At 62.0% G+C, this 24,351-nt stretch carries 23 protein-coding genes; 10 read left to right on the plus strand and 13 right to left on the minus strand.

Annotated elements, in window-relative coordinates; all coding sequences use genetic code 11:
- The first annotated feature begins 239 nt into the window (after window positions 1-239).
- Both C6558_RS09560 and C6558_RS09565 read left to right on the plus strand, forming a co-directional pair.
- Window positions 240-1,637 carry a PLP-dependent aminotransferase family protein gene (locus tag C6558_RS09560; protein WP_107027169.1) on the plus strand — a complete coding sequence of 466 codons (1,398 nt, stop codon included), beginning with the start codon at window positions 240-242 and terminating at the stop codon, window positions 1,635-1,637.
- A 400-nt stretch (window positions 1,638-2,037) separates the two neighbouring features.
- Window positions 2,038-3,081: a glutamine synthetase beta-grasp domain-containing protein gene (locus tag C6558_RS09565; protein ID WP_057208895.1), complete on the plus strand. Its 1,044-nt coding sequence runs from the start codon at window positions 2,038-2,040 to the stop codon at window positions 3,079-3,081.
- Window positions 3,082-3,266: 185 nt separating this feature from the next.
- Here C6558_RS09565 and C6558_RS09570 read toward each other — a convergent pair whose 3' ends face one another.
- The 7 genes from C6558_RS09570 to C6558_RS09600 form a co-directional block, all read right to left on the minus strand.
- Complete coding sequence (locus C6558_RS09570) at window positions 3,267-4,175, minus strand: ABC transporter ATP-binding protein (protein ID WP_107027170.1); 909 nt, start codon at window positions 4,173-4,175, stop codon at window positions 3,267-3,269.
- Window positions 4,172-4,975, minus strand: a complete 804-nt coding sequence (locus C6558_RS09575) for an ABC transporter ATP-binding protein (protein WP_025428414.1) — start codon at window positions 4,973-4,975, stop codon at window positions 4,172-4,174. The genes C6558_RS09570 and C6558_RS09575 overlap by 4 nt, the downstream gene beginning before the upstream one ends.
- Window positions 4,972-5,862: an ABC transporter permease gene (locus tag C6558_RS09580; protein ID WP_025428415.1), complete on the minus strand. Its 891-nt coding sequence runs from the start codon at window positions 5,860-5,862 to the stop codon at window positions 4,972-4,974. The genes C6558_RS09575 and C6558_RS09580 overlap by 4 nt, the downstream gene beginning before the upstream one ends.
- 1 nt (window position 5,863) lies before the next feature.
- Window positions 5,864-6,841 carry an ABC transporter permease gene (locus tag C6558_RS09585; RefSeq protein WP_025428416.1) on the minus strand — a complete coding sequence of 326 codons (978 nt, stop codon included), beginning with the start codon at window positions 6,839-6,841 and terminating at the stop codon, window positions 5,864-5,866.
- Between the two features lie 164 nt (window positions 6,842-7,005).
- Window positions 7,006-8,652, minus strand: a complete 1,647-nt coding sequence (locus C6558_RS09590; RefSeq protein ID WP_025428417.1) for an ABC transporter substrate-binding protein — start codon at window positions 8,650-8,652, stop codon at window positions 7,006-7,008.
- Window positions 8,653-8,687: 35 nt separating this feature from the next.
- Entirely contained in the window at window positions 8,688-9,710 is a 1,023-nt protein-coding gene (locus tag C6558_RS09595; RefSeq protein ID WP_107027171.1) for a glycoside hydrolase family 3 N-terminal domain-containing protein, read from the minus strand.
- Between the two features lie 24 nt (window positions 9,711-9,734).
- On the minus strand, window positions 9,735-10,214 hold the full coding sequence (locus C6558_RS09600) for a GNAT family N-acetyltransferase (RefSeq protein ID WP_057208907.1): 480 nt from the start codon (window positions 10,212-10,214) through the stop codon (window positions 9,735-9,737).
- Window positions 10,215-10,759: 545 nt separating this feature from the next.
- Between C6558_RS09600 and napE the strand changes: the two genes are divergently transcribed.
- The 6 genes from napE to C6558_RS09630 are packed head-to-tail and all read left to right on the plus strand — an operon-like array spanning window position 10,760 to window position 15,359.
- Window positions 10,760-10,927: a periplasmic nitrate reductase, NapE protein gene (gene napE, locus C6558_RS09605; RefSeq protein ID WP_038577795.1), complete on the plus strand. Its 168-nt coding sequence runs from the start codon at window positions 10,760-10,762 to the stop codon at window positions 10,925-10,927.
- Between the two features lie 8 nt (window positions 10,928-10,935).
- Window positions 10,936-11,430, plus strand: a complete 495-nt coding sequence (gene napF, locus C6558_RS09610) for a ferredoxin-type protein NapF (RefSeq protein WP_107027172.1) — start codon at window positions 10,936-10,938, stop codon at window positions 11,428-11,430.
- Window positions 11,423-11,710 (plus strand): chaperone NapD, encoded by a 288-nt coding sequence (locus C6558_RS09615; protein ID WP_107027173.1) that lies wholly within the window; start codon window positions 11,423-11,425, stop codon window positions 11,708-11,710. Before napF ends, C6558_RS09615 begins: the two co-directional genes overlap by 8 nt.
- A complete protein-coding gene (gene napA / locus C6558_RS09620) occupies window positions 11,685-14,189 on the plus strand; it encodes a periplasmic nitrate reductase subunit alpha (protein WP_107027174.1) in 2,505 nt (834 codons plus the stop codon). The genes C6558_RS09615 and napA overlap by 26 nt, the downstream gene beginning before the upstream one ends.
- Window positions 14,159-14,659, plus strand: a complete 501-nt coding sequence (locus C6558_RS09625) for a nitrate reductase cytochrome c-type subunit (RefSeq protein ID WP_038577799.1) — start codon at window positions 14,159-14,161, stop codon at window positions 14,657-14,659. Before napA ends, C6558_RS09625 begins: the two co-directional genes overlap by 31 nt.
- A gap of 4 nt (window positions 14,660-14,663) precedes the next feature.
- On the plus strand, window positions 14,664-15,359 hold the full coding sequence (locus C6558_RS09630; RefSeq protein ID WP_025428425.1) for a NapC/NirT family cytochrome c: 696 nt from the start codon (window positions 14,664-14,666) through the stop codon (window positions 15,357-15,359).
- Window positions 15,360-15,399: 40 nt separating this feature from the next.
- On the opposite strand, the gene C6558_RS09635 is transcribed toward C6558_RS09630, so the two are convergent.
- Window positions 15,400-15,768, minus strand: a complete 369-nt coding sequence (locus tag C6558_RS09635) for a YbaN family protein (protein ID WP_025428426.1) — start codon at window positions 15,766-15,768, stop codon at window positions 15,400-15,402.
- A 19-nt stretch (window positions 15,769-15,787) separates the two neighbouring features.
- The gene (locus C6558_RS09640; protein WP_057208940.1) at window positions 15,788-16,489 is read right to left on the minus strand and encodes a DUF2161 domain-containing phosphodiesterase; all 702 of its coding nucleotides are present in this window, start codon (window positions 16,487-16,489) and stop codon (window positions 15,788-15,790) included.
- A gap of 244 nt (window positions 16,490-16,733) precedes the next feature.
- Between C6558_RS09640 and C6558_RS09645 the strand changes: the two genes are divergently transcribed.
- Both C6558_RS09645 and C6558_RS09650 read left to right on the plus strand, forming a co-directional pair.
- Entirely contained in the window at window positions 16,734-18,098 is a 1,365-nt protein-coding gene (locus tag C6558_RS09645) for a nodulation protein NfeD (RefSeq protein ID WP_025428428.1), read from the plus strand.
- Between the two features lie 26 nt (window positions 18,099-18,124).
- Window positions 18,125-18,898, plus strand: coding sequence for a slipin family protein (locus C6558_RS09650; RefSeq protein WP_025428429.1), 774 nt, complete (start codon window positions 18,125-18,127; stop codon window positions 18,896-18,898).
- Window positions 18,899-18,920: 22 nt separating this feature from the next.
- Here the strand turns inward: C6558_RS09650 and C6558_RS09655 are convergent, their stop codons facing one another.
- The 4 genes from C6558_RS09655 to C6558_RS09670 all read right to left on the minus strand — a co-directional run bounded on the left by C6558_RS09655 (window position 18,921) and on the right by C6558_RS09670 (window position 24,316).
- Entirely contained in the window at window positions 18,921-19,733 is an 813-nt protein-coding gene (locus C6558_RS09655; protein WP_025428430.1) for an inositol monophosphatase family protein, read from the minus strand.
- Window positions 19,734-19,855: 122 nt separating this feature from the next.
- Window positions 19,856-20,917: an ABC transporter ATP-binding protein gene (locus C6558_RS09660; RefSeq protein ID WP_107027175.1), complete on the minus strand. Its 1,062-nt coding sequence runs from the start codon at window positions 20,915-20,917 to the stop codon at window positions 19,856-19,858.
- The gene (locus C6558_RS09665) at window positions 20,914-23,151 is read right to left on the minus strand and encodes an iron ABC transporter permease (RefSeq protein WP_057208918.1); all 2,238 of its coding nucleotides are present in this window, start codon (window positions 23,149-23,151) and stop codon (window positions 20,914-20,916) included. Before C6558_RS09665 ends, C6558_RS09660 begins: the two co-directional genes overlap by 4 nt.
- A gap of 136 nt (window positions 23,152-23,287) precedes the next feature.
- Window positions 23,288-24,316, minus strand: a complete 1,029-nt coding sequence (locus tag C6558_RS09670) for an ABC transporter substrate-binding protein (protein ID WP_025428433.1) — start codon at window positions 24,314-24,316, stop codon at window positions 23,288-23,290.
- Window positions 24,317-24,351 lie beyond the last annotated feature (35 nt).

Consider the following 24,351-nt stretch of genomic DNA (forward strand, 5'->3'; position numbering starts at 1 on the left):
GGCAGTCATGCTTCCAACTCCCTTGTTGAGATCTTCGAAACCCCAATAAGGTAAGCCGAAAGGCCGGAAGCGTGACTGTCCCTCGATCATCATTGGCATCTCACTGATCCGTTCTCTCAGCGGGGGCGGCCTCTTTCATGCCACCTCCTTTTCCACCTGTATCGGCTGGGGACGCTGGTTCTTCCAGAGACAATGCGGTACAGTTGCGCCAAACTGTCCTGTGCGAAGGTCCAATACAGATGGCGTTTCAACAAACGGAGATCGGCGGCGAAACCTTGCTCGACGGGGTCATGGGCACGATCCGGCAGCGCATTGCCAGCCGGTCGTTGACGCCGGGCGCCAAGCTTCCGTCCATTCGGGCGCTTGCCAGGACGATGCGGGTTTCCAAATCGACGGTTGTCGAGGCTTACGAGCGTCTGGCGGCCGAAGGCGTGATCCGGTCGCGGCCCGGCTCCGGCTTTTTCGTGTCTGCCCCCCTGGCGCCGTTGTCGCTCACGGAAGTCGGACCGCGGCTCGACCGCGCAGTCGACCCTCTCTGGGTTTCGCGTCAGGCGCTTGAAACGGACGCCCACGTTCTGAAGCCCGGTTGCGGCTGGTTGCCGGCGTCCTGGATGCCGGAAGCAGCGCTCAGGCGGGCGCTGCGCTCGCTCGCGCGCACGGATGCCGCGAGCCTGACGGATTACGGCACGCCGCTCGGCTTGCGACCGCTGCGGCAGTTGCTGTCGCGAAGGCTGGCCGAGCATGGTGTCGAGGCATCGCCCGATCAGATCATCCTGACCGAGTCAGGCACCCAGGCGATCGATCTTCTCTGCCGGTTCCTGCTCGAACCGGGCGACACCGTCATCGTCGACGATCCCTGCTACTTCAATTTCCAGGCGCTGTTGCGGGCGCATCGTGTCAATGTCGTCAGTGTGCCCTATACGCCTGTCGGCCCCGATCTCGAACGTTTTGCCGAGGTCTTGGAGATCCATCGTCCTCGCCTTTACATCACCAATTCCGCCGTCCACAATCCGACCGGCGCGACACTTTCTCCCGTGATTGCGCACCGTCTGCTGCGGCTTGCCGAGCAGGCGGGATTGACTGTTGTCGAGGACGACATCTTCGCCGATTTCGAGCATGTGCCGGCGTCACGGCTTGCCGCCTTCGATGGCCTCGACCGTGTGGTGCAGATCGGCAGCTTTTCCAAGACACTCTCCGCGTCGGTGCGCTGCGGCTATATCGCCGCCCCCCGAGGCTGGATCGAGGGGCTGACCGATCTCAAGATCGCGACCACGTTCGGCGGTCCTGGTCTTGCCGCCGAACTGGTGCTGACTCTTTTGCGCGATGGCAGCTACCGAAAACACATGGAGGCGCTGCGGCTGCGGCTGACGCGGACGATGACCGAGACGGTAGCGCGCCTGGCCACGGTCGGGATCACGCCCTGGATCGAGCCGCAGGCCGGCATGTTCCTCTGGTGTCGGCTCCCGGAAGGTCTTGATGCCTCGGAGCTGGCCCAGAAGGCGCTGGCTCACGATATTGTCCTCGCCCCCGGCAATGCCTTCAGCCATTCGGGTTCGGCGGCAGGATTTCTGCGCTTCAACGTCGCCCAATCGATTGATGAGCGGCTCTATCGCGTGCTGGCTGAGATTGCTCGATAACCACTCATATCCATAGCGGCCGATTATCCATAGCGGCCGATTTGAGCGAGCCGCGAGACGGTGCTTGTTCTTCGAGCAACCCTTTTGACGCAGGTTGTTGTCGACCGCGCGGCCGCGCCGCTTCTATTCGCCGGTGTTTACGGCACTCCGCCGGGCCTATGCCTCAAACCGCGGCGTTCGATGCCTATTTTGTGTGCAATTCGCTTCATCCTTAATCTCGACACGTCTTTCGATCCATCGCGGGGAATGTTGCCGGCATTGATTTTTCGATCTTTGGCGGCGCAAACGCAAACTGGCACGATTAATGCTTTCTTGTGAGTACCGGTTGTTGGGCAGCTGAATTGGGTTGCCGGGCCGCTTCGGAACTTAGCCAGATCATGGCGCCATGTGAGAGAACGCAATGACAAAGTATAAGCTCGAGTACATTTGGCTCGATGGGTACACACCGGCCCCGAACCTCCGCGGAAAAACCTTGATCAAGGAATTCGATGCATTCCCGAAGCTGGATGAGCTTCCTTTCTGGGGCTTCGACGGAAGCTCGACGATGCAGGCGGAAGGCAAGAGCTCGGACTGTGTCCTGAAGCCTGTCGCCGTCTATCCCGACAGCGAGCGTAAGAACGGCGTTCTGGTGCTCTGCGAAGTCATGATGCCCGATGGCAAGACGCCGCATCCGTCCAACACCCGCGCAACCGTCATGGAAGACGATAGCGCCTGGTTCGGCTTCGAGCAGGAATACTTCTTCTACAAGAACGGCCGTCCGCTCGGCTTCCCGGAAACCGGCTTCCCGGCACCGCAGGGCCCGTACTACACCGGTGTCGGCTACAGCAATGTCGGCGATATCGCCCGCCAGATCGTCGAAGAACATCTCGACATCTGCCTGGCGGCCGGCATCAACCACGAAGGCATCAATGCCGAAGTGGCTAAGGGCCAATGGGAGTTCCAGGTCTTCGGCAAGGGTTCCAAGAAGGCCGCCGACGAAATCTGGCTGGCGCGCTACCTGCTGCAGCGCCTGACTGAAAAGTACGGCATCGATATCGAGTATCACTGCAAGCCGCTCGGCGACACCGACTGGAACGGCTCGGGCATGCATGCCAACTTCTCGACCGCCTTCATGCGCGACGTCGGTGGCAAGGACTACTTCGAAAACCTGATGTCGGCTTTCGAGGACGCCCGCGCGGATCACATCGCCGTCTACGGACCCGACAACCATATGCGCCTGACCGGCAAGCACGAGACGCAGTCGATCCACCAGTTCAGCTACGGCGTGGCTGACCGCGGCGCTTCGATCCGCGTCCCGCACAGCTTCGTCAACAACGACTACCGCGGCTACCTCGAAGATCGCCGCCCGAACTCGCAAGGCGACCCCTACCAGATCGCTTCGCAGATCCTGAAGACGATCTCGACGGTTCCGACCGATGTCGAAAACCAGATGAAGGCGGCCTGAGCATGTGTCATGGCGTGCTGTAGCGGCACGCCATGCACGCTCTGTCTCCAAGCATATGCAATCGCTAACGGTTGCAAAGACAAAACGCCCCGCTTTCGAGCGGGGCGTTTTGTCTTTTGCTGTCCTGGGAGGATAGCTTCGGGGAGGGTGGGTGCCGGCGGCAATGCCGGCGGCGGCGCCGCGGTTCAGGCGGTGCGAACGAAGTGGTCCGTATCCACTTCGACGATGCGGTCCTGCGTCATCGCGGATTTGCGCCGGATCTCTTCGACATCCTCCGGACGCAGCCGAACGCTCGGGTCGTCGAAGCGGATATCCGGGTCAGGCACGGCAGAGAGCAGCAGCTTGGTGTAGAGGTGAGCGGGGTTGTCGATCACCTTGCCGACATTGCCCCATTCGACGATCTGGCCGGCATACATGACGGCGATATCCTCGGCGACATAACGGGCGGTGGCGATGTCGTGGGTGATGTAGAGCAGACCGAGCTTCATCTGCTGCTTCATCTCGCTCAAGAGATTGAGCACGCCGAGGCGAACAGAGACGTCGAGCATCGACGTCGGCTCGTCGGCGACGATCACTTCCGGCTTGGCGGCAAGCGCGCGGGCGATATTGACGCGCTGGCGCTGGCCGCCGGAAAGCTCGTGCGGATATTTGGGCGCGACGAGGTCGGGGTCGAGTTTCACCTGTTGCAGCAGCGCACGAACCGTCGCGTCGATCTCGGAACGCTTGATATCCGGGCGGTGCAGCAGCAGCGGCCGCTTCAAATGATAGGCGATGGTATGAGCCGGGTTGAGCGAGGCGAACGGGTCCTGGAAGATCATCTGCACCGCGCGTCGGTAGAGGACCGTCTCGGCCGGGCTGGCGCCGTCGACCGGCTCGCCCCTGAAGAGGATCTTTCCCTCCGTCGGCATATATTCGCGCATCGCCATACGGGCGCAGGTGGTCTTGCCGCTGCCTGACTCGCCGACGAGGGCGAGTGCGCGGCCTGCATGCAGCGAAAACGAGATCGAGCGGGCCGCATGGACTGCGCCCGGACCGTGGCCGAATGTCTTGGTGACCCTGTCAAGCGCAAGGATCGGGGTTGGCTGGGCGGTCATAGCAGGACACCTCCATGGAGCGACGGGAAGGAGGTCCAAAGTTGTTTTGTGTAGTCGTGCTGCGGCGATCCGTAGATCGCCTCCGCCGTGTTCTGCTCGACGAGCTTGCCGGCGAGCATGATGCCGATCCGGTCGCAGAACTGCACCATCAGCCCGAGATCGTGGGTGATGAACAGAACGGCGAAGCCGAGGGTTCGCCGCAATTCGTTGATTCGCTGGAGGATTTCACGCTGGACGACGACGTCGAGCGCCGTCGTCGGTTCATCCATGACCACCAGCCTCGGATCGAGCGCCAGGCAAATGGCGATGACGATGCGCTGGCGCATGCCGCCGGAAAACTGATGCGGGTAGTCGCGCATGCGGTCGGGCGCGATATCGACGAGTTTCAGCATTTCGGCGGTGCGGTCGCGCGCCTGCGCACGGCTCATGCCTTTGTGGGTCTTCAGCACGTCGTAGAATTGCTGCTCGATGCGCAGCACCGGATTGAGCGAGTTCATCGCGCTCTGGAACACCATGGCGACCTCGCGCCAGCGAAAATCGCGCAAGGCCTTGTCATCTAGGTCGAGCACGTTGCGGCCATTGAGCAGAATGGTGCTTTCCCTCCTGATCAGCGCTGGTGGCTTGTGTAGCCGGCTGATGGCAAAGGCAATGGTGCTCTTGCCGCAACCGGATTCGCCGGCAAGGCCGAAGACCTCGCCGGGAGCGACGTCGAAGCTGACATTGTCGACGGCGCGAAAGTCCTTTTCCTCGCCGATATAGTCGATCGTCAGGTTTTTGACGGATAGCAGTGGCGCGGTCACAGGCGACCCTCCCCGGATCGGATGAGTGCGGACCAGCGACCGAGCCGATTGCCGGTGCGCAGCCGCGGGTTGGCGATCTCGTCAACGGCGAAGTTCAGAAGCGACAGGCCGATGCCGAGGAAGGCGAGCGCAAAGCAGGGCGTGAGAATGTCCCACCACGCGCCGACCGAAAGCGCCGACGCCTTCTGCGCGGCATAGAGCATGGTGCCCCAGGAGACGACCTTCGGGTCGCCAAGGCCGAGAAACTCGAGCGTCGCCTGGGTGATGATCGCGAAAATGACGCTGCCGATGAAGTTGATGCCGACGATCGAGATCAGGTTGGGGAAGATCTCGAAGGTCATGATGCGCCAGCGCGGCTCGCCCATCATCTCCGCCGATTTGACGTAGTCCTTCTGCTTGACGGAAAGCGTCTCGGCGCGGGTGACGCGGGCGCCCCAGGCCCAGGAGGTTCCGCCGAGGATCAGCGCGATGACCCAGGGGCTGGCCTGACCGATGAAGGCGGCGAGCACCAGGAGCAGCGGCAGGTTGGGAACCACTAGCACCATGTTGGTGAAGAAGCTGATGACTTCGTCGACCTTGCCGCCGCGATAGCCGGCGAGAATGCCGAGCGCCGTGCCGACGATTGTTATGAGCAGGCCTGCGCCGAAGCCGACGGCAAGCGAGGTGCGGGCGCCATAGATCAGCCGCGTGAACACATCCTGGCCGATGCGGGTGGTGCCGAGCCAATGGGCAAACGACGGCGCCTGATGCGGGCGGCCGACGCGGGCACCCGGATCGTAAGGGGTAAGCAGCGGTGCGGCGATCGCCACGATGAGGATGAAGGCGATGATGGCGACGCCGACCAGAGCCTTGCGATTGCGGATCAATCCGAAGGGTTGGGTCTTCATCTCACGCCTTCTTCAGTCGGGGGTCGAGCAGCACATAGCTGACGTCGACGATGAAATTGGCAACCAGCATGGTCGCAGTCATGATCAGCAACTGCCCCTGGATAACGGGATAATCACGGGCGAGGATCGCCTGATAGAGGATGTTGCCGAGACCCGGATAGTTGAACACGACTTCGGTGACGAGCGAGCCGCCGAGGATCGTGCCGATGGCGATGGCAAGGCTCGACACGGTCGGCAGCAGCGCATTGCGCGCCGCGTACCAGAGCATCACATGGCCGTCCGACAGACCCTTGGCGCGGGCCATGACGATATAGTCCTCGCCGAGCAGGTTGATCATGTTGTTGCGCATGGTGACGGCGAAACCGCCGGTCAAGACCGTGCAGAGCGTCAGCATCGGCAGAATGCCGTGATAGAGGACGCTGCCGAGATATTGCAGCGTAAAGGCCGGGTCGAGCGCCGGATCGGCAGCGTAGCCCGTCGGGAACCAGTTCAGCGTAAAGCCGAAGAAGAAGACGACGATCAGCGAGGTGACGACGGCCGGAACCGAGGTCGCGAAGATCGCACCGACCGAAACGATGACATCGAAAAGGCTGCCGCGGCGCCAGGCGGCGAGAATGCCGAGGAAGGTTCCCAGCGTGAAGCTGATGATGGTCGCCGTGCCCATCAGGCCGACCGTCCAGACCAGCGCGTTGCCGAGAACCGTCGTCACCGGAAGCGGGAAATATTTGATCGAGCGGCCGAGGTCGCCGCTGAAGATGCTGCCGAGATAGGTCAGATATTGCTGCCAGAGCGGGCCATCGACGAAACCGAAGGTGAGCTTCAGCGCCTGCAGGCTTTCGGGGGGAAGCTCCGCGCCCGCGCTCGAAAACATGATCTGCACGGGGTCGCCGGGCATCAGCCGTGGCAAAAAGAAGTTGATCGTCGCCGCCGCGACGAAGGCTGCCAGATAGAAGCATAGGCGGCGAAGCAGGAAAGCCATGGGGACTCCATCGACTGCGCCCTGGCCCTGTTACCGGCAGGAAAGGCGGCAGAAACGCTTTGAAATGGCGCAAGCCTTTAATCGCGGAGCTATTGTGCTCCCGAGGCCGGCGCGAAAGCGGGAGCGGCCCGGTGATGAGCCACTCCCGCCAGTCCTGGGGGTGTTTAGTTGACCGGTTCGAGTGCCAGCAAATGCAGCAGGCGCGCCGGGTTGGTCCGCGAGATCGACGGATTGACGAACGGGGTCTCGGCCGTCACCCAGCCTTTGAAGCGCTTGGTGTTGTACTGGTACCAGTTTGGATTGTTGAAGACCGGCATCATCGGCAGGTTCTCGGCGACGATGCGCTGAGCCTTATTCATGGCTTCCTTCTGCTTGGCGAGGTCAGCCGTGTGGGTGAACTCGGTCAAAAGCTTCTCGACATCGTCATTGAACCAACGCTGCGCGGTAAAGCGCGTCTTGCCCTTGTCCGAAGCACTGAAGGCGCGCTTGTACGGATAGTAGGGCGAGGCGGAGGCCGGCAGGCTGTTGATCGCCGCGTCGAACGTGCCGTTGATGAGATTGCCGGTCCAGACCGCTTCTTCCGGCGTCTCGATCTTGGCATCGAGGCCGACGGCTTGCAGGCCCTCGACGGCGATCGTCACCGTGTCGATCCAGTCGGTCCAGGAGCTCGGCACGATGATCGAGAAGGAGATCTTGCTACCGTCAGGATTGTCGCGGAAACCGTCGCCGTCCTTGTCGACATAGCCGGCCTCGTCGAGCAGAGCCTTGGAAGCATCGGCGTCGTACTTGCCGTAGGTGCCGAAGTCGGTCGCGACCGACGGATCAGCCCAGCTCTTGTAGAGTTCGCCCATGCCGGCCGGATCTTCGTTGAGCGTCGGATAGCCGTAGCCGGCAACGTCGACCATGGTGCCACGGTCGAGCGCCATGCTGGCCGCACGACGGAATTTTACGTCGTTGAAGGCCTTGCGGTTGTTCTCGTTGGCGGTTTCCTGGTTGAAGAGGAATGCCACCATGCTGCTCGGCGAGTACCAGAAATGGAAGTGCTCCGGATCCTTGGCGACGTAGACGTTCTCGATATCCGGGATGAAGGAAACGCCCCAGTCGAGCGTGCCCGACGCGGTCGCGGTCAGGATCTGGTTGTTGTCGGCGAGCTGCGGGAAGCGCATGCAATCGACCTTGAGCGCGGCGTCCCAATAGTGCGGGTTGCGGCACTGGTCGTAGGTCTGGCCGGTGAAGCGCGGGATCTCCGTCATCGGGCCGCTGCCAACAGGTGTTTCGTTGGCGAAGGTCACCGGTTCGGCGACATCCTTCCAGACATGCTCCGGCACGATCGGCAGCTGGGCAAGCTGTTCGGCAGCAAGCGAGCTTGGATTGGCGAGCGTGAAGCGAACGGTCTGGCCGTCGACGGCCTCGACGCCGGTGATGAAGGTCCAGATGCTGACGAAGTCGAGCGCCGGGAACTTCTTCAGGTAGTCGTAGGTGAACTTGACGTCAGCAGCCGTCAGCGGCTTGCCATCGGACCATTTCAGGTTTGGGCGCAGCTTGAACTCGATGCTTTTCAGATCGTCGGCAAGCTTGAAGCTTTCGGCAAGCCGGAAGACCGGTTTGTTGTCATCGAAGCGATTGAAGACGACCAGCGGCTCGTAGATGAAGTCGAGCGTGCTTTGGCGCGCCGACGTCTGGTTGAACGGGTTGAAGTTGCGAACCCAGGTCGTGGCCGGCTCGATATTGACCGTCAGGATCGACTGCGCCATGGCCGGTGCAGCGAAAAGGGTCAGCGCGGTCGCTGCCCAGAGAATGGATTTTTTCATTGTTTCTCCCCTCTTGATTTGTGAGTGGCGTCTCGTCAGGCGACGAGAACGCTCTTGAACATCTCTTCGACTTCGGCGTGGGCCGCGCGAATGTCGACCTTGAGCTTGCCGAGCCGGCTCTGGCCGGCGGCGATGCGCTTCTGGGCGGCCTCTGTCAGCGGACGGGCGGCCTTGGCGGCAGCCTCGCTCTCGGCCAGATCGCCGTGGCTGTGAAGTGCGACGTCGGAGCCGGCGTCGAGCACCTGCTTCACACGCTCGGGCAAGGTGCCACGCAGCGATTCCATGAAGATGCAATCGGACACCAGCACGCCCTCATAGCCCATGTCGTTGCGGATCACTTCATGCATCGTCGGCGAGATCGAGGCTGGCAGCTCGCTGTCATAGGCGGAGTAGACGACGTGAGCGACCATCGCCCAGGGCGTGTCCTTGAGGGCAACGAAAGGCTTGAAGTCGGTCGCGACGAGCGTTTCTCGCGATGCATCGACGACCGGGCGCTCCTTGTGAGAGTCGCGTGTGGCGCGGCCATGACCGGGGATGTGCTTCATGACAGGCATGTTGCCGGTCTCAAGCAGGCCATCGACCACCTCGCGGCCGAGGGCGGCGATGAAGTCCGGATCCGAACCGAAGGAGCGCGCACCGATGACGGCGCTGGTCGTTTCGAACACGAGATCGAGGACCGGCGAGCAGCCGCTGGTGAGGCCGAGTTCGCTCATCATCGTGCCCATTGCCTGGGACGACAGGCGAAGCGCCTTCTTGCCGAGCGCAAGGTCATGGCGCGCCAGTTCGGCAAACTGGCCGAAGCTGCGGAAAAGCGGCCAGGGACCGGCGTCGAGATGCTGGACGCGGCCGCCTTCCTGGTCAGTGAAGACAGGTGCGTCTTCGCGCCCGACCGCCTCGCGGAAGCGCTCGATCAGGATCTTGACCTGGCCGGGCTCGCGCAGATTGCGCCGGCCGACGAAGAGGCCGAGCGGGTTGGTTTCGCGAAACAGGGCGAACTCGTCGTCCGAGAGTGTTGGGTTTGGTAGGCCGACGAAGAGGGCGAGCGGTGTCGATGCCATTGGAGAGCTCCGATGTTCAGATGATTATTTGGATGGATTACGAAGCATGCCTTCGTAGATGCCTTTGTCGGCGGCGGGGATGGCAACGGCGCCGATGGTCTTGGCGTAGAAATCGACCGGGCCGGCATCGCCGATAAAGGCATAGGCATGGCCGAGCGTCTTCATGGTCTCGAGCGATGCCGTCAACAGATCGACGCCAATACCGCGCCCACGGCTCTCGCCGGCGACCCCGGTTGGGCCGAAGAAGCCGCGCGCCGTCGTGTCGTAGCAGGCAAAACCGAGCAGCTTGCCACCTTCCACCGCGATCAGGCAGGCGATTGGCTGGCGGGAGAAGGCGACCGAAACCTCGCTCGCCCAATTCTCACTGAAGTTCTGCCTTACCCAGTCGACGACGACATGCATTTCCGGCGGCAGCGCCGGGCGAATGCGAATGCCGGTCGTGTCGGTTTTCCGCTTGAGATTGGCGAGCGTCGGCGAATACAAGCTCACAAGCAAGTCCGGCACCCCTAGTCCTCCGTATATTCCCTTATTAAGGAAGCGATCCCTTTGTAATGCAATATGTGTCCTCATCTCCGGCGGGTTGTCAACCGGCAATCGTGGCGATGGGGTGGGAGGGTTGACGCTTCACCATGACGGCAGCGAGAACAGTCGGCTGCGCATAGTATTATCGCGCCACAGAGCCTTGGCTCCGGCGAACTCGTCGGCGGTCAAACGACGAATCATCGAGTTGCCTTCAAAAACCAATGGCTTCGAGACTGAACATGCGCGCACTGGCAACACATGCGCCAAGCTGTCGCCGCCGCTCTTCGTTCTCTTGTTGTTCTTTTCATATTGTAATTTACAAAAATACTAAGTTTGATTTTCGCTGTTTTTTTCAAGGAACCACTGCAATTCCCAGGGCAAATATCTCATTGAATTGACAGATGTTATTTTTATTCTTGATTGCAAAAGTAGAGTTTGTTCCGCTTTATTTTCTGTCACGGATTGTTACTATGCTTTCGGTTCAACGAGCCCGGGAGCCAGGCGTGTCAGAGTTACCTCCACAGCACTTGACTGAGCAGGAGCCGCGATCTCGCCGGCGCCAAGAGCTTTTGACATTTCTTGTTCTTGCCTTTGGCATCTGGCCGTTGGTCGCCGTCGGCGTGGTCGGCGGTTACGGCTTCATCGTATGGATGCTGCAGATCGTTTACGGCCCGCCCGGCCCGCTTGGGCATTGAGGTGATCCATGGGGGCGATGACAACCAGACGAGGATTGTTCCTGGGCCGGCAGGCGGAGCGGAGGCGCGTCCTGCCGCCGGGCGTCACGCTTGAAAGCCTGACGGCATGCACCGGTTGCGGCCGATGTGTGGAAAGGTGTCCCACCCACATCATCGCGCTGCTGGACGAGCGTCCGTCGCTCGACTTTTCAGGCGGCGAATGCACGTTCTGCGGCGATTGTGCACGGGCCTGTCCGGAGCCGGTATTCGCAGCAGAGGCCGTAACGCGGCTTGCCCATGTCGTTGCGATCGGCGACGGCTGCCTCGCGCGCAACAACGTCGCCTGCCAATCCTGTCGCGATGCCTGTCCCCAAGAGGCGATCCGCTTTCGGCCGCGGACCGGCGGGCCGTTCCTGCCGGAGGTGGACGTCGACAGCTGCACCGGATGCGGTGCCTGCATCGGCGTCTGTCCTGTCGGTGCAATCGGCATTGCGGATCGGGTTCAGGAGGGCGTCCATGCCTGATCTCTCCCGGCAATATCATATCTCAAGCGCCGTCGTCGTCGCTCTTCCGGCGATGAAGGATGCTGTCCTTGCCGCGCTGGCGCGCATGGCAAATGTCGAGGTTTACGGCCATGAGGGCGGCAAGATTGTCGTCGTCATCGAGGGAACGAGTACCGGCATGCTTGGCGAATGCCTGTCGACGATCTCCACGCTCGAGGGCGTGGTAGCGGCCAATATGGTTTTCGAACATGTCGAAACGGAAGGAGTGACGGACGATGACCACCGAACTGACGCGGCGTGATATCCTGAAGGCGCACGCGGCCGGCATCGCCGCCGCCACCGCCGGCATCGCACTGCCCGCCGCCGCTCAACCGGTGCCCGGCGGTATCAGCGCGCTCGAAATCAAGTGGTCGAAGGCGCCCTGTCGCTTCTGCGGCACCGGCTGCGGCGTCATGGTCGGCGTCAAGGAGGGGCAGGTCGTTGCCACCCATGGCGACATGCAGGCCGAGGTCAACCGCGGCCTCAACTGCATCAAGGGCTATTTCCTCTCCAAGATCATGTATGGCTCCGACCGGCTGAAGACGCCGATGCTGCGCAAGCTGAACGGCGCCTACAGCAAGGACGGCGAGTTCGAGGCGGTGAGCTGGGACGAAGCCTTCGACGTCATGGCCGAACAGTGCAAGAAGGTGCTGAAGGAAAAGGGGCCGACGGCGGTCGGCATGTTCGGATCCGGCCAGTGGACGATCTTCGAGGGCTATGCTGCGACGAAGCTGATGCGCGCCGGCTTCCGCTCGAACAACCTCGACCCCAATGCCCGCCACTGCATGGCCTCGGCGGCCTACGCCTTCATGCGAACCTTCGGCATGGACGAGCCGATGGGCTGCTATGATGACTTCGAACATGCGGACGCCTTCGTGCTCTGGGGCTCGAACATGGCGGAGATGCATCCGATCCTGTGGACCAGGCTTGCTGATCGTCGCCTGGGCCAGTCGCATGTGAAGGTGGCTGTTCTGTCGACCTTCACCCACCGCAGCATGGACCTCGCCGACATTCCGATGGTGTTCAAACCCGGCACCGACCTGGTGATCCTCAACTACATCGCCAATTACATCATCGAGAAGGGCCGGGTGAACGAGGACTTCGTTCAGAAACACACCACCTTCATGCGCGGCGTCACCGATATCGGCTATGGCCTGCGTCCGGACAATCCCATCGAAGTTAAGGCGGCCAATTCATCCGACCCCGGCAAGATGGAGCCGATGGACTACGAGGCGTTCAAGGCGTTCGTCTCGGAATACACTCTGGAGAAGACCGCCGAGATGACCGGTGTCGACCCGGCGTTTCTGGAAGAACTCGCCGAGCTCTACGCCGATCCGCAGCGCAAGGTGATGTCGCTGTGGACCATGGGGTTCAATCAGCATGTGCGGGGCGTCTGGGCCAACCAGATGGTCTACAACATTCACCTTCTGACCGGAAAGATCTCGGAGCCCGGCAACAGCCCGTTCTCGCTGACCGGCCAGCCGTCAGCCTGCGGCACCGCGCGCGAGGTCGGCACCTTCGCCCACCGTCTGCCTGCCGACATGACCGTCACCAATCCGGAGCACCGCAAGCACGCCGAGGAGATCTGGCGCGTTCCGCATGGGATCATCCCGGAAAAGCCCGGCTATCACGCTGTCGAGCAGGATCGCATGCTCAAGGATGGCAAGCTCAGCTTCTACTGGGTTCAGGTCAACAACAACGTCCAGGCCGCCCCCAATACCAGCAACGAAACCTACCAAGGCTATCGAAACCCGGAGAATTTCATCGTGGTCTCGGATGCCTATCCGACGATCACGGCCATGAGCGCCGACCTCATCCTGCCGGCGGCCATGTGGGTGGAAAAGGAAGGCGCCTACGGCAATGCCGAGCGGCGGACCCATGTCTGGCACCAGCTGGTGCAGGCGCCGGGCGAGGCGCGCTCGGATCTCTGGCAGATGGTCGAGTTCTCCAAGCGCTTCATAACCGACGAAGTCTGGCCGGCCGAAATCCTCGCTGCCAACCCAGAGTTCAAGGGCAAGAGCCTGCATGACGTCCTGTTCCAGAACGGTGAGGTCAACCGCTTCCCCTTAAGCGAAGTCAGCGGCGACTACGCCAACAACGAGGCCGAAGCCTTCGGCTTCTACCTCCAGAAGGGGCTGTTCGAGGAATATGCCACCTTCGGTCGCGGCCATGGTCACGATCTCGCGCCCTACGACCGGTACCACGAAGAACGCGGTCTGCGTTGGCCGGTGGTCGACGGCAAGGAGACGCGCTGGCGCTATCGCGAGGGCTACGACCCCTACGTCAAGGCCGGCGAGGGCGTGAAATTCTACGGCCGCCCGGATGGCAAGGCGGTCATTCTTGCGGTGCCCTACGAGCCGCCGGCGGAATCGCCCGACGAGGAATTCGATCTCTGGTTGGTGACGGGTCGCGTGCTCGAACACTGGCATTCGGGTTCGATGACGATGCGTGTGCCGGAGCTCTATCGCGCCTTTCCGGGCGCCCGCTGCTTCATGAATGCGGATGACGCCCGCAAGCGCGGCATCAATCAGGGAGCGGAGGTGCGGATCATGTCGCGGCGCGGCGAGATCCGCTCACGCATCGACACGCGCGGACGCAATCGCATGCCGCCCGGCGTGATCTTCGTGCCGTGGTTCGATGCGAGCCAGTTGATCAACAAGGTGACACTCGACGCAACGGATCCCATCTCCAAACAGACGGATTTCAAAAAATGCGCAGTCAAGATCGTCTCAGTCGCTTGAAGCGACCAGAATGGGTGGTCGTTGCCATCGGCCTCGTCATGTTTGTCACGACGACGGCGATTGCCCAGGTCGTCCAGCAAATGGTGCCGCAGCTTGAAGGCCCGACACCACAGATGGAAACCGGGGCTGCCGCGAGCTTGCCGAAATGGGTGGTCGATGACAAACGCAAGATGCGCGCCTACCCGGACCAGCCGCCGATCATCCCGCACTCGATCGAGGGTTACCAGCTTTCGGTCAATACCAACCGCTGTCTCTCCTGCCACAAACGCGAGTTCACGCAGGATAGCGGCGCACCGATGATCAGCGTGACGCACTACATGACGCGCGACGGGCAGATGATCGCCGACGTTTCGCCGCGGCGCTACTTCTGCACGGCATGTCATGTGCCGCAGGCGGATGTTCGCCCATTGGTCGACAATGTCTTCAAGGACATGAGCGAACTCGGCGTCAAGCCGGCCGGAAGCGAGTGAGCCCATGCAGCGGATCCGGAGACTTATCCTGTGGGCGTGGCGGCTTGTCAGCACGCCGGCGGGCACGCTCAGCCTCGGCTTTCTGACGCTGGGCGGCTTCATCGGTGGCGTGATGTTCTGGGGCGCCTTCAATACGGCGCTGGAGATCACCAATACCGAGAAGTTCTGCACTTCCTGTCACGAGATGAAAGACAACGTCTATGAGGAACTGACGCGCACGATCCATTTTTCCAATCGTTCCGGCGTGCGCGCCTCCTGCCCGGATTGTCACGTTCCGCATCAGTGGACCGACAAGATCGCCCGCAAGATGCAGGCGTCGAAGGAGGTCTGGGGCAAGATCTTCGGCACCATCAACACCCGCCCCAAATTTCTGGAAAAACGGCTTGAACTGGCCCAGCACGAATGGGCGCGGCTGAAGGCCAACGACAGCCTGGAATGCCGCAACTGCCATTCCTCTGTTGCCATGGATCTGCAGAAGCAGACGGAGCGGGCCGCCACCATTCACACGCGCTACCTGCTATCGGGCAAGGCGACCTGCATCGATTGCCACAAGGGCATCGCGCACGAACTGCCGAACATGCAGGGTATCGATCCCGGCTGGAAGATGCCGAAGGAGCTGGAAGGCACAAGCACCTCGGGCATGACGCCGATCGACGATCTTCGCCGCGCGATGATGGAGCTTCACGCCAGCAATCTCTGATCGTCGCTTCCGGTAAATGCGCCGCGAAGTGGGTGACCCCTCAGGCGGTCGGCCTGGTGATGATAAAAAGGGCCGGGAGCAGCATCGCCCCGGCGACAACCGACGCAAGCGGCAGGCTCGGTTTGCTGACGATGCAGAAGAAGGCGAAGCTCGTAGCCATCAGCGAAATGGCTATGATCTTTGCCCGTGCCGGTATCGCACCTTTTTCCCGCCAGAGCCGCAAGGATGGACCGAAGGTCGGGTGTTCCAGCAGCCAGCGCTCAAGTCGCGGCGACGCGCGAGCGAACAGGCCGGCCGCCAGGAGAAGAAAGGGCGTGGTTGGCAAGATCGGCAAAAAGATGCCGGCGACGGCGAAACCGATCATCAGCCATCCAAGACCAAGACAGAGCAGCCGAAGAGGAAGGTTCATAGCTGGTCTCCAAGCCGGGTCAATCTTCGGAACATGTCGACATCGCCGCGGTATCATTCTCACCCGATACTCGGCCTTGCGGCCAGCGCCGAAGTGCTTCAGCTCCCATTTCGGTCAGCGCATAGATGCCGCGGTCGACCCGTTCGAACCAGCCATAGACATTGCCTTGCAGGATCTTGGCGGCATCGGGTGCGGCCTCACGCAGGTCGCGAGGACGTAGATTGCCATCCTGCAATGCCGCCGCGCAGGCGAGGGCCTGCTGGCGATAGGCGGTCATGATCGGCGCGCGCGTGCTGCCGCCGAGCGTCGGGTCGCCCTTGCGACGGCGGTGTTCCTTGATGAGACGCGCTCGCTTTTTCAGGTTCCTGCGCGGCATGGCGGCCGATGCCGCAACAATCACGTCGACCGTGCCGTTGTCGGCAACAGCGAGCATGCCGAACCCGAGCCGGCGGCAGAGATCGCGAAAGCGGCGGTCGCTCTCCCGCCCTTTGCCCTTGGCCGAGACACGCGCTGCGATCCAAACTTCGTCACCGGCATTGGCGCGATCCACTGCCTGCAGCACCAGTTCCAGATTGAACGTCAGCTTCAGCTCGCAGATAACGACGAGCGGCGGCTCGTCGTCGCTGAGCGCAAGGATATCGCAGCCCCCGACCTCACCTTTGACGGAGTATCCCGCCTCTTCGAGGAAGCGCTTGATCGGAAGATAAAGTGTTGTCTCCAAGCGGATGGGTTCCTGTCGAGATCGAAGGCGGTTCGTCTTGGCAAGTGCCGCCATGGTCGTTTGTTACGCGAGCCGGGGCAATTGTTCTGACATGCAGATAACCCCGATCCGGGGCTTTGTCATCCGGTTGTCCGGTCGCAGCTCGGTGGTGCGTTGTGCTTCGTCTTAACTTTATGGTGTGTTAATATTGCTGCGTGGGCGGCCTTCGCCGGAGGGCGCCCGGTATCCGAGGCTTTGACGACAGATGTTGCGAGTCCTCACCCTGTTGCTGTCGCTGATATCAGCATTCGTGTTTCCCGCCGCGTCCGCGCCAGAAACCGAGAAGGTTGTTTTGGTGCTGTCTTTGAAGGGGGCGATCGGTCCGGCATCGGCTGAATATATCAAACGCGGATTGCAGAAGGCCAATGATCGGCACCTGCCGCTTGTCGTTCTCCAAATGGATACGCCGGGTGGTCTCGATACCTCCATGCGCGAAATCATCCAGGCGATCCTGGCATCATCCGTTCCAGTCGCGAGCTTCGTTGCACCCAGCGGAGCACGTGCGGCAAGCGCTGGCACCTACATCCTCTATGCAAGCCATATCGCTGCCATGGCGCCGGGAACCAATCTCGGGGCGGCAACGCCGATCGCTATCGGCGGAGACATGTTCGGCGGCCAGAAGGACGAGCGTCCCGGCGAGAACGACAAAGATACTGCTGCCCAATCTCGGCCAACCCAGACGACAATCGAGGCCAAGCTCATCAACGATGCCGTCGCCTATATCCGCGGACTGGCCGAGTTGCGCGGGCGCAATGCCGATTGGGCCGAACGGGCTGTGCGCGAGGCTGCGAGCCTGTCTGCGGCTGCTGCCGTTCAGGAGAAAGTCGTCGATTTCACTGCCGCTTCCATCGACGATCTGCTGAAGCAGGCGCAGGGGCGAATTGTCCGTGTCGGGCAGGCGGATATCACGCTTGAAACGACTGGGCTTGGCGTGGAGGCTTTTGTGCCCGACTGGCGCACGCGCCTGCTTGGGGTGATCACCGATCCGAACATCGCGATCATTCTGATGATGATCGGCATCTATGGACTGATCTTCGAGTTCCTGACCCCCGGATCGGTCGTGCCTGGCACCGTCGGCGGGATCTGCCTGCTGCTCGGTCTCTACGCACTGGCCGTTTTGCCGGTGAGCTATGCCGGTCTCGGTTTGATCCTGCTCGGCGTCGGCCTGATGGTTGCGGAGGCGCATTCGCCTTCTTTCGGTGTACTCGGTGCCGGCGGCGCCCTGGCGCTGGTTCTCGGCGCTGCGATCCTTTTCGATACCGACACTCCGGGGCTGCAGGTCTCATGGGCGATGCTTGCCGGCGTCGGCATTGCCAGCCTCGGTTTCAGCCTGCTCGTCGCCCGTCTCGCCTTCAGCGCGCGGCGCCATGCGGTGGTGACCGGCGGCGAGCAGATGATCGGGCTGGCGGGCAAGGTCGATAGCTGGGCCGGCGCCAGCGGCTATGTGATCGCCCACGGCGAACGGTGGCAGGCTGTCAGCAGCCAGACGCTGGATGCGGGAGAAAATGTGAAGGTTGTCGGCCGCAACGGGCTGACGCTCGAGGTCGCGCGCGACGAGGCAAAAGCCTGACGCATGCGGTAGAAGGAGTAAAGATCATGGACATACTTGGGAGCCTCGCTCCCTATCTCGCGATCCTGTTGTTCCTCCTGATCGTCATTGCCTATGCGATCAGGATCCTGCGCGAATATGAGCGCGGCGTCATCTTCACACTCGGTCGCTTCACGGGCGTCAAGGGTCCGGGGCTGATCCTGCTTCTTCCCTATGTCCAGCAGATGGTGCGGGTCGATCTTAGAACCCGCGTGCTCGATGTTCCAAGCCAGGACGTCATCTCGCACGACAACGTGTCGGTCCGCGTCAGCGCGGTCATCTACTTCAGGGTGATAGATGCCGAAAAGTCGACGATCCAGGTCGAGGATTTCATGATGGCGACGAGCCAGCTCGCCCAGACGACATTGCGCTCAGTACTCGGCAAACACGACCTCGATGAGATGCTGGCAGAACGCGACCGCCTGAACGAAGACATCCAGAAGATCCTCGACAGCCAGACCGATGCCTGGGGCATCAAGGTTGCCACGGTCGAGATCAAACATGTCGACATCAACGAAAGCATGGTCCGCGCCATTGCCCGCCAGGCAGAGGCCGAACGGGAACGTCGTGCCAAGGTCATCAACGCCGAAGGCGAGCAGCAGGCGGCGGCCAAGCTGCTCGAGGCCGCCGAGATCCTCGCCCGGCAGCCCGAAGCCATGCAGTTGCGCTATTTGAGCACCTTGAACGTGATCGCCGGCGAAAAGAACTCGACGATCGTGTTTCCGTTCCCGATGGAGCTCGTCAACCTGCTGTCGGCCAAGGTCGATAAGTCGACGAGCTGATCACGTTTGGGGTCTCGATGTTTCAGGCTGCTTTGCGTTCGAGTTGTGCGACCTTGAGCAGGTCGTCGATAGCACCGGGCGCTGCGACCAGAACAGCGCTTCCCCGGGTCAGGGCTTCGCCCTGTGTCGGGAAGGGCAGCGACCAGCCGCCTGCCTCGTTGACGAGGCAATAACCGGCCAGGCAATCCCAGGCATGCATGTAGGGTTCGTAGTAGCCGACGAGCCGACCGGCGGCCACATAGGCGATCATCAGCGCGCCCGAACCGTTGCGCATGAAGTTGCCGCCGGCGGCAAGAAGGCGCTCGACGATCCCCGCGACTTCGGCCGGCGTCACGTGATTGTTGGCGCCAAGTCCTGTCACGGCATCGCGGATCGTCCGTGTCGCATCGAGGCGCAGGGTCTTGCCGTTCAGTGTCGCGCCCAGTCCGGAAGCAGCCGCATAGAGCTCGTCGTGACACGGCGACTGGATCACGCCGATCACGGGTTTGTCGGCATAAAGCACGGCGATCGAGATGCACCAGTTGGGCATGCCGTTGACAAAGGGCGTCGTTCCATCGATCGGATCGATCACCCAGGTGAAGCCCGAAGTGCCACTGACAAGGCCGTGTTCTTCGCCGAGCACACCGTCGTCCGGGAACGAGGCGCTGATGCGATCGCGGATCAGCGTCTCGACGTTCCGGTCGGCGATTGAAACAACGTCATGGGCGTCGGCCTTGGTTTCGATGACCAGAGTCTCGCGCTGCAGGAAGTAGTCATGGGCAAGCCGTCCGGCTTCCTCGGCAATGGTCTTGGTGAGCGCGAAGCGAGCTTCAAGGCCCGCGATTGGCGAAGTCATGCAATAGTCCTTCCTGTGTCGATCTCAAGACATCATACGCTACAGAGGCGCGTGTCAGTTGGGCGCGCAAAAGATGCTGTAACGCTCTAAATTTGCTGCATAATGTTCCCGGGTTTAAGGAGTTATGCAGTAATCAAAGCAAGGCCGCGGTTGCGGAAGCCGATGGCGACTTCGGTCGAGGGAGATAACATCTCCTCGATCGCATAATCAACCACGAATAGCAATCCATTCTGTGTTTCAACTTCATACTCGATGTGGCCGCCGAGATAGGCGGCGGTACTGATCGTACCGGGCAGTGCTGCACCAGTCGCCGGCGTCAGCGTCACGGCATTGGGGCGCACGGCAAGCTTCGATGGGCCGGGCCGAGCATCGCGCGATGGCAGCCTGTGTTCGAGGCCGCCGACACGGATGGTGGCAAGGCCGGCGTCGGATGCGGTGATCTCGCAAGGCAGCACATTGGCCTCGCCCATGAAGTCGGCGATGAAGGCCGATGCCGGCGCCTCGTAGAGTTCGCGCGGCGCCCCCTCCTGGGCGATCTCGCCATCCTTCATGACGATGATCCTATCGGAGACGGCAAGCGCCTCGTCCTGGTCGTGCGTGACGTAGACGGCGGTAAAGCCGAGCCGTTGTTGCAGCTCGCGGATTTCGGTGCGGACGCGCCGGCGCAGCCGCGCGTCAAGGTTGGAAAGCGGTTCGTCGAGCAGCAGCACCTGCGGCTCGAGCACCAGCGCGCGGGCGACGGCGACGCGCTGCTGCTGCCCACCGGACAATTCGGCCGGCAGCCGCTGGCCAAGGCCGCCGAGGCCGACGAGCTTCAGGCCTTCCTCGGCCCGATCGCGTGCCTCCTTCTTTTTCATGCCCGAGGATTCCAGGCCGTAGGCGACGTTGTCGAGCGAGGTCATATGCGGGAACAGCGCGTAGGACTGGAACACCATCGACACATCGCGCTCGTTGGCCGGTAGCATGGTGACGTCCTTGCCGCCAATCAGGATCCGGCCGGCGGATGGATGCTCCAGGCCGGCGAGCATGCGCAGCGTGGTGGTCTTGCCGCAGCCGGATGGCCCCAGCAGGGTGACGAGAGTGCCGGGTTCGATGGTCAGCGACAGATCGTGGATGGCGGTGAAGGCGCCGAACTGCTTGCGCACGTTCTGGAAGACGACCGAGCCGGTGCGTGGGGTGCTCATGCGGGGTTCTCCTGGGAAAGGGTCTTGGTGGCAGCGCGGGCCGGAGCCGCGCCGAAGACGCGGTTCTCCCGCCGAAGCTTGCGCTCGCCGACAAGCAGTTGCAGGCCGGTGATGACAGTGATCATCACCACGATGAGGGCCGACGAATAGGCGATCGCCACGCCGAACTCGCCGTTTTCGACGAGGCCGACGATATAGGACGTCGCCATGTTGTATTCGGCGCTGACGAGGAAGACGACGGCGCTGATCGACGTGATCGCCCGGACGAAGGAGTAGACGAGGGCGGCGACGATCGCCGGACGCAAGAGCGGCAGGATGACCTTGCGCAGCGTGCGGAAGCTGGTTGCCCGGAGCGTCAGCGATGCCTCGTCCAGGCTTTTGTCGAGCTGGCTCATCGCCGCGATGCCGCCGCGTACGCCCACCGGCATGTTGCGGAAGACGAAGCAGGCAACGAGGATCAGTGCCGTGCCGGTCATTTCGAGTGGCGGCAGGTTGAAGGCGATGATGTAGCTGATGCCGATGACCGTGCCGGGAATGGCAAAGCTCAACATCAAGGCGAATTCGAACACATCCCGCCCGGCAAATCGCTGCCGGACGATCAGGTAGGCGGTCAACAGCCCGACGAGGGCCGTCAGTGGCGCTGAGATCAGCGCGATTTCCATCGTCGTCCAGAATGAATTCCAGGCGACGCCGGTCCAGGCGATGACGCCGTCGGTGACCGAGAACGAGAAGGCCTTGATATAGTGCTCAAACGTCAGCGAGTTATCGAGACCCCAGGTTTTCACGAAGCCGCCAAACAGGATCATGCCATAGACCACGACCGTGAAGATCATCCACGGGATCACCACGGCGTGGACGCCGATCGACAGCGAGCGGGGCAGAGCGATATGCGAGCCGGAATCGCCCTTGCCGGTGACGGTGGAATAGTTCTTGCCCGCCAGCCAATAGCGCTGGGCGAGGAACGCCGACAAAGTGAAGCACAAGAGGATGATCGCGAGCACGGCGGCGCGTGACGGGTCGTTCTGCGCGCCGACGACGGCAAAGAAGATTTCCGTCGAAAGCACACCATGGCTGCCGCCAAGCACGAGCGGATTACCGAAATCGGCCATGCTCTCGATAAAGCCGATCAGGAAGGCGTTGGCGAGGCCCGGCTTCATCAGCGGAAGCGAGACGTTCCAGAATGTCCGCCAGCGGTCGGCCCGCAACGTCTGCGATGCCTCTTCCATCGAAGGGCTGACGCCCTCGACGACGCCGATCAGTACCAGGAACGAGATCGGGGTGAAGGACAGCACCTGCGCGATCCAGATGCCGGTGAGGCCATAGAGCCAGCGCCCCGGCTCGATGCCAAAAGCATCGGACAGGAACTCGGTAATGACGCCGGCGCGACCGAAGAGCAGGGTCAGCGCCAGGCCGATGACGAAGGGCGGCGTGATGATCGGCAGCACCGTCAGCATGCGCATGCCCTTCTTGAAAGGGAAGCGGGTGCGGGTTGCGACGAGCGCGAAGGCAAGGCCGAGCAACGTCGAGCCGGAAGCGGTCATCAGCGCCAGCCACAGCGTGCGCCAGGCGACGCCGCAGCGCTCGCCCCCGGTGACGCAGCCAAGGCTCCAGATCGAGCCGTCCTGGATGTTGCGCAGGAAACCGTCAGGTTTGAACGAACCGTCGAAGTCCTGGACTGAAGCCGCAAACATGCTGCCGACGGGATAGAAGACGAAGACGACGACGAGGCAGACGAGCAGCGCGATGGAGGCGACGATGAAGGCATCGCCCTTCATGACGCCGCGCTCCGCCAGCCCAAATGCGAAGATGAGGATGAAGGCGAGGGAGGCGAGAACGGCGCCGGCGCCCATCGAGGGCTGTCCGTCGGCAAGCGGGCCGAACAGGGTTTCGCTGATCGTCCAGGTCCAACCGGTAAAGCCGATCGCCAGACCCTGGGCAGCGATGAAGAGAAGGCCGAGCGCGCCGGCTACCGCCAACACCAGGCCGCGGCGGGCCGGATCGCGGACGAACCGGGCAACTGCGCAGATGCCGAGCAGGACGAGCGCGACGACGAGCCATGAACGCCCGTGGGCAAAGATTTGCGCAAGGCCGGGTGCCACGGCAGCATCGGAGGGGAAGCCGGAAAGCCAGCCAAGCCCGAAGAAGCCTCCCTCGATGCGGTACCAGGGCACAGCCAAGAATGCGGCCAGCCCGAGCCCGAGTGTGAGGTCGAGCCTACGGTTGCGATGTTCCATCACGGTCCTCGCGTCTCTTCAATATTGGAATGTCGATTTGTTGCAGGGCCGGCTTTCGGCCGCCGGAAACGCCTGCGGTCTTTCGAGATGTGATCGACCGGATCGTTCGATCCGGCCGATCGTAAACCGAATGGCGTCAGTTGGCGCTGGCGCCGACGTCGCGGTCCCAGCGCTCAAGCAGCGCCTTGCGCTTTTCGGAATCGCCGTAGGTGGCGAAGTCGTAGTCGATCAGCTTGATGTCCTCGAACTTGGGTGCTTCCTTCGGCACTTCCGCACTCTTGTTGGACGGCAGCTGGAAGGACTTGGCATCCTTCATGCGCGACTGAACGTCTGCCTTCAGCGCCCAGTCGTACCACGCCTTGGCATTGTCAAGGTTCTTGGCGCCGCGGATGATCGACATCGAACCGATCTCGTAGCCGGTGCCTTCGCAAGGGGCGATCGCCTTGATCGGGAAGCCTTCGGCTGCCTGGGCGACGGCATCATGCATGAAGACGATGCCGAGGCCGGCTTCGCCGCGGGCGGCCGACTTGACCGGCGCCGAGCCGGACTTGGTGTATTGCGCGACGTTGGCGTTGAGCTTCTTCAGGTAATCGAACGCCTCGTCTTCGCCCATGATCTGCACCAGCGATGCAAGCGCCGTATAGGCGGTGCCCGACGAGTTGGGGTTTGCCATCTGGATCTCGCCCTTCAGCGACGCGTCCAGCAGGTCGGCCCAGCATTTCGGCTCCTTGAAGCCCTTCTTCTGGAAGATCTCGGTGTTGTATCCCCAGCCGAGCGCGCCGGCATAGACGCCGACGGTGCGATAGCCGGAGCCTTCGGCCTGCTTCTTTGCCCAATCCTGGAGCTGATCGAGCATTGGCGACTTGTATTCGAGCGTCAGCCCGTCGGATGCGGCCTGCAGATGCGGGTCGCCGGTGCCTGCCCACCAGATATCGGTCTTGGGGTTGCGTGCCTCGGCACGAACCTTGGCATAGGTCTCGCCGGAAGACAGGCGAACCATGTTGACCTTGATCCCGCTTTCCTTCTCGAAATCGGCGGTCATCTGCTCGCAAATGACGACGTCCGCCGAGCAGATTAGATTAAGACTGCCTGCCGCCTGCGCCTCAGACGCCGCGAATGCTAGGCCGGTTGCGGCGAGCGCAACCGAAATGGATACAGCTTTCATAACTTCCTCCCAATGATGCGATGCCTCCACACCGC

Source organism: Ensifer sp. NM-2 (genome assembly GCF_003024455.1).
Classification (GTDB): Bacteria; Pseudomonadota; Alphaproteobacteria; order Rhizobiales; family Rhizobiaceae; genus Ensifer; species Ensifer canadensis.

Excerpts from the sequence above, each read along its gene's own strand:
- C6558_RS09560 (WP_107027169.1), top strand. The coding sequence starts at position 240 with ATGGCGTTTCAACAAACGGAGATCGGCGGCGAAACCTTGCTCGACGGG.
- C6558_RS09565 (WP_057208895.1), top strand. The coding sequence starts at position 2,038 with ATGACAAAGTATAAGCTCGAGTACATTTGGCTCGATGGGTACACACCG.
- C6558_RS09570 (WP_107027170.1), bottom strand. The coding sequence starts at position 4,175 with ATGACCGCCCAGCCAACCCCGATCCTTGCGCTTGACAGGGTCACCAAG.
- C6558_RS09580 (WP_025428415.1), bottom strand. The coding sequence starts at position 5,862 with ATGAAGACCCAACCCTTCGGATTGATCCGCAATCGCAAGGCTCTGGTC.
- C6558_RS09585 (WP_025428416.1), bottom strand. The coding sequence starts at position 6,841 with ATGGCTTTCCTGCTTCGCCGCCTATGCTTCTATCTGGCAGCCTTCGTC.
- C6558_RS09590 (WP_025428417.1), bottom strand. The coding sequence starts at position 8,652 with ATGAAAAAATCCATTCTCTGGGCAGCGACCGCGCTGACCCTTTTCGCT.
- C6558_RS09595 (WP_107027171.1), bottom strand. The coding sequence starts at position 9,710 with ATGGCATCGACACCGCTCGCCCTCTTCGTCGGCCTACCAAACCCAACA.
- napF (WP_107027172.1), top strand. The coding sequence starts at position 10,936 with ATGGGGGCGATGACAACCAGACGAGGATTGTTCCTGGGCCGGCAGGCG.
- C6558_RS09615 (WP_107027173.1), top strand. The coding sequence starts at position 11,423 with ATGCCTGATCTCTCCCGGCAATATCATATCTCAAGCGCCGTCGTCGTC.
- napA (WP_107027174.1), top strand. The coding sequence starts at position 11,685 with ATGACCACCGAACTGACGCGGCGTGATATCCTGAAGGCGCACGCGGCC.
- C6558_RS09625 (WP_038577799.1), top strand. The coding sequence starts at position 14,159 with ATGCGCAGTCAAGATCGTCTCAGTCGCTTGAAGCGACCAGAATGGGTG.
- C6558_RS09630 (WP_025428425.1), top strand. The coding sequence starts at position 14,664 with ATGCAGCGGATCCGGAGACTTATCCTGTGGGCGTGGCGGCTTGTCAGC.
- C6558_RS09635 (WP_025428426.1), bottom strand. The coding sequence starts at position 15,768 with ATGAACCTTCCTCTTCGGCTGCTCTGTCTTGGTCTTGGATGGCTGATG.
- C6558_RS09645 (WP_025428428.1), top strand. The coding sequence starts at position 16,734 with ATGTTGCGAGTCCTCACCCTGTTGCTGTCGCTGATATCAGCATTCGTG.
- C6558_RS09650 (WP_025428429.1), top strand. The coding sequence starts at position 18,125 with ATGGACATACTTGGGAGCCTCGCTCCCTATCTCGCGATCCTGTTGTTC.
- C6558_RS09655 (WP_025428430.1), bottom strand. The coding sequence starts at position 19,733 with ATGACTTCGCCAATCGCGGGCCTTGAAGCTCGCTTCGCGCTCACCAAG.
- C6558_RS09660 (WP_107027175.1), bottom strand. The coding sequence starts at position 20,917 with ATGAGCACCCCACGCACCGGCTCGGTCGTCTTCCAGAACGTGCGCAAG.
- C6558_RS09665 (WP_057208918.1), bottom strand. The coding sequence starts at position 23,151 with ATGGAACATCGCAACCGTAGGCTCGACCTCACACTCGGGCTCGGGCTG.
- C6558_RS09670 (WP_025428433.1), bottom strand. The coding sequence starts at position 24,316 with ATGAAAGCTGTATCCATTTCGGTTGCGCTCGCCGCAACCGGCCTAGCA.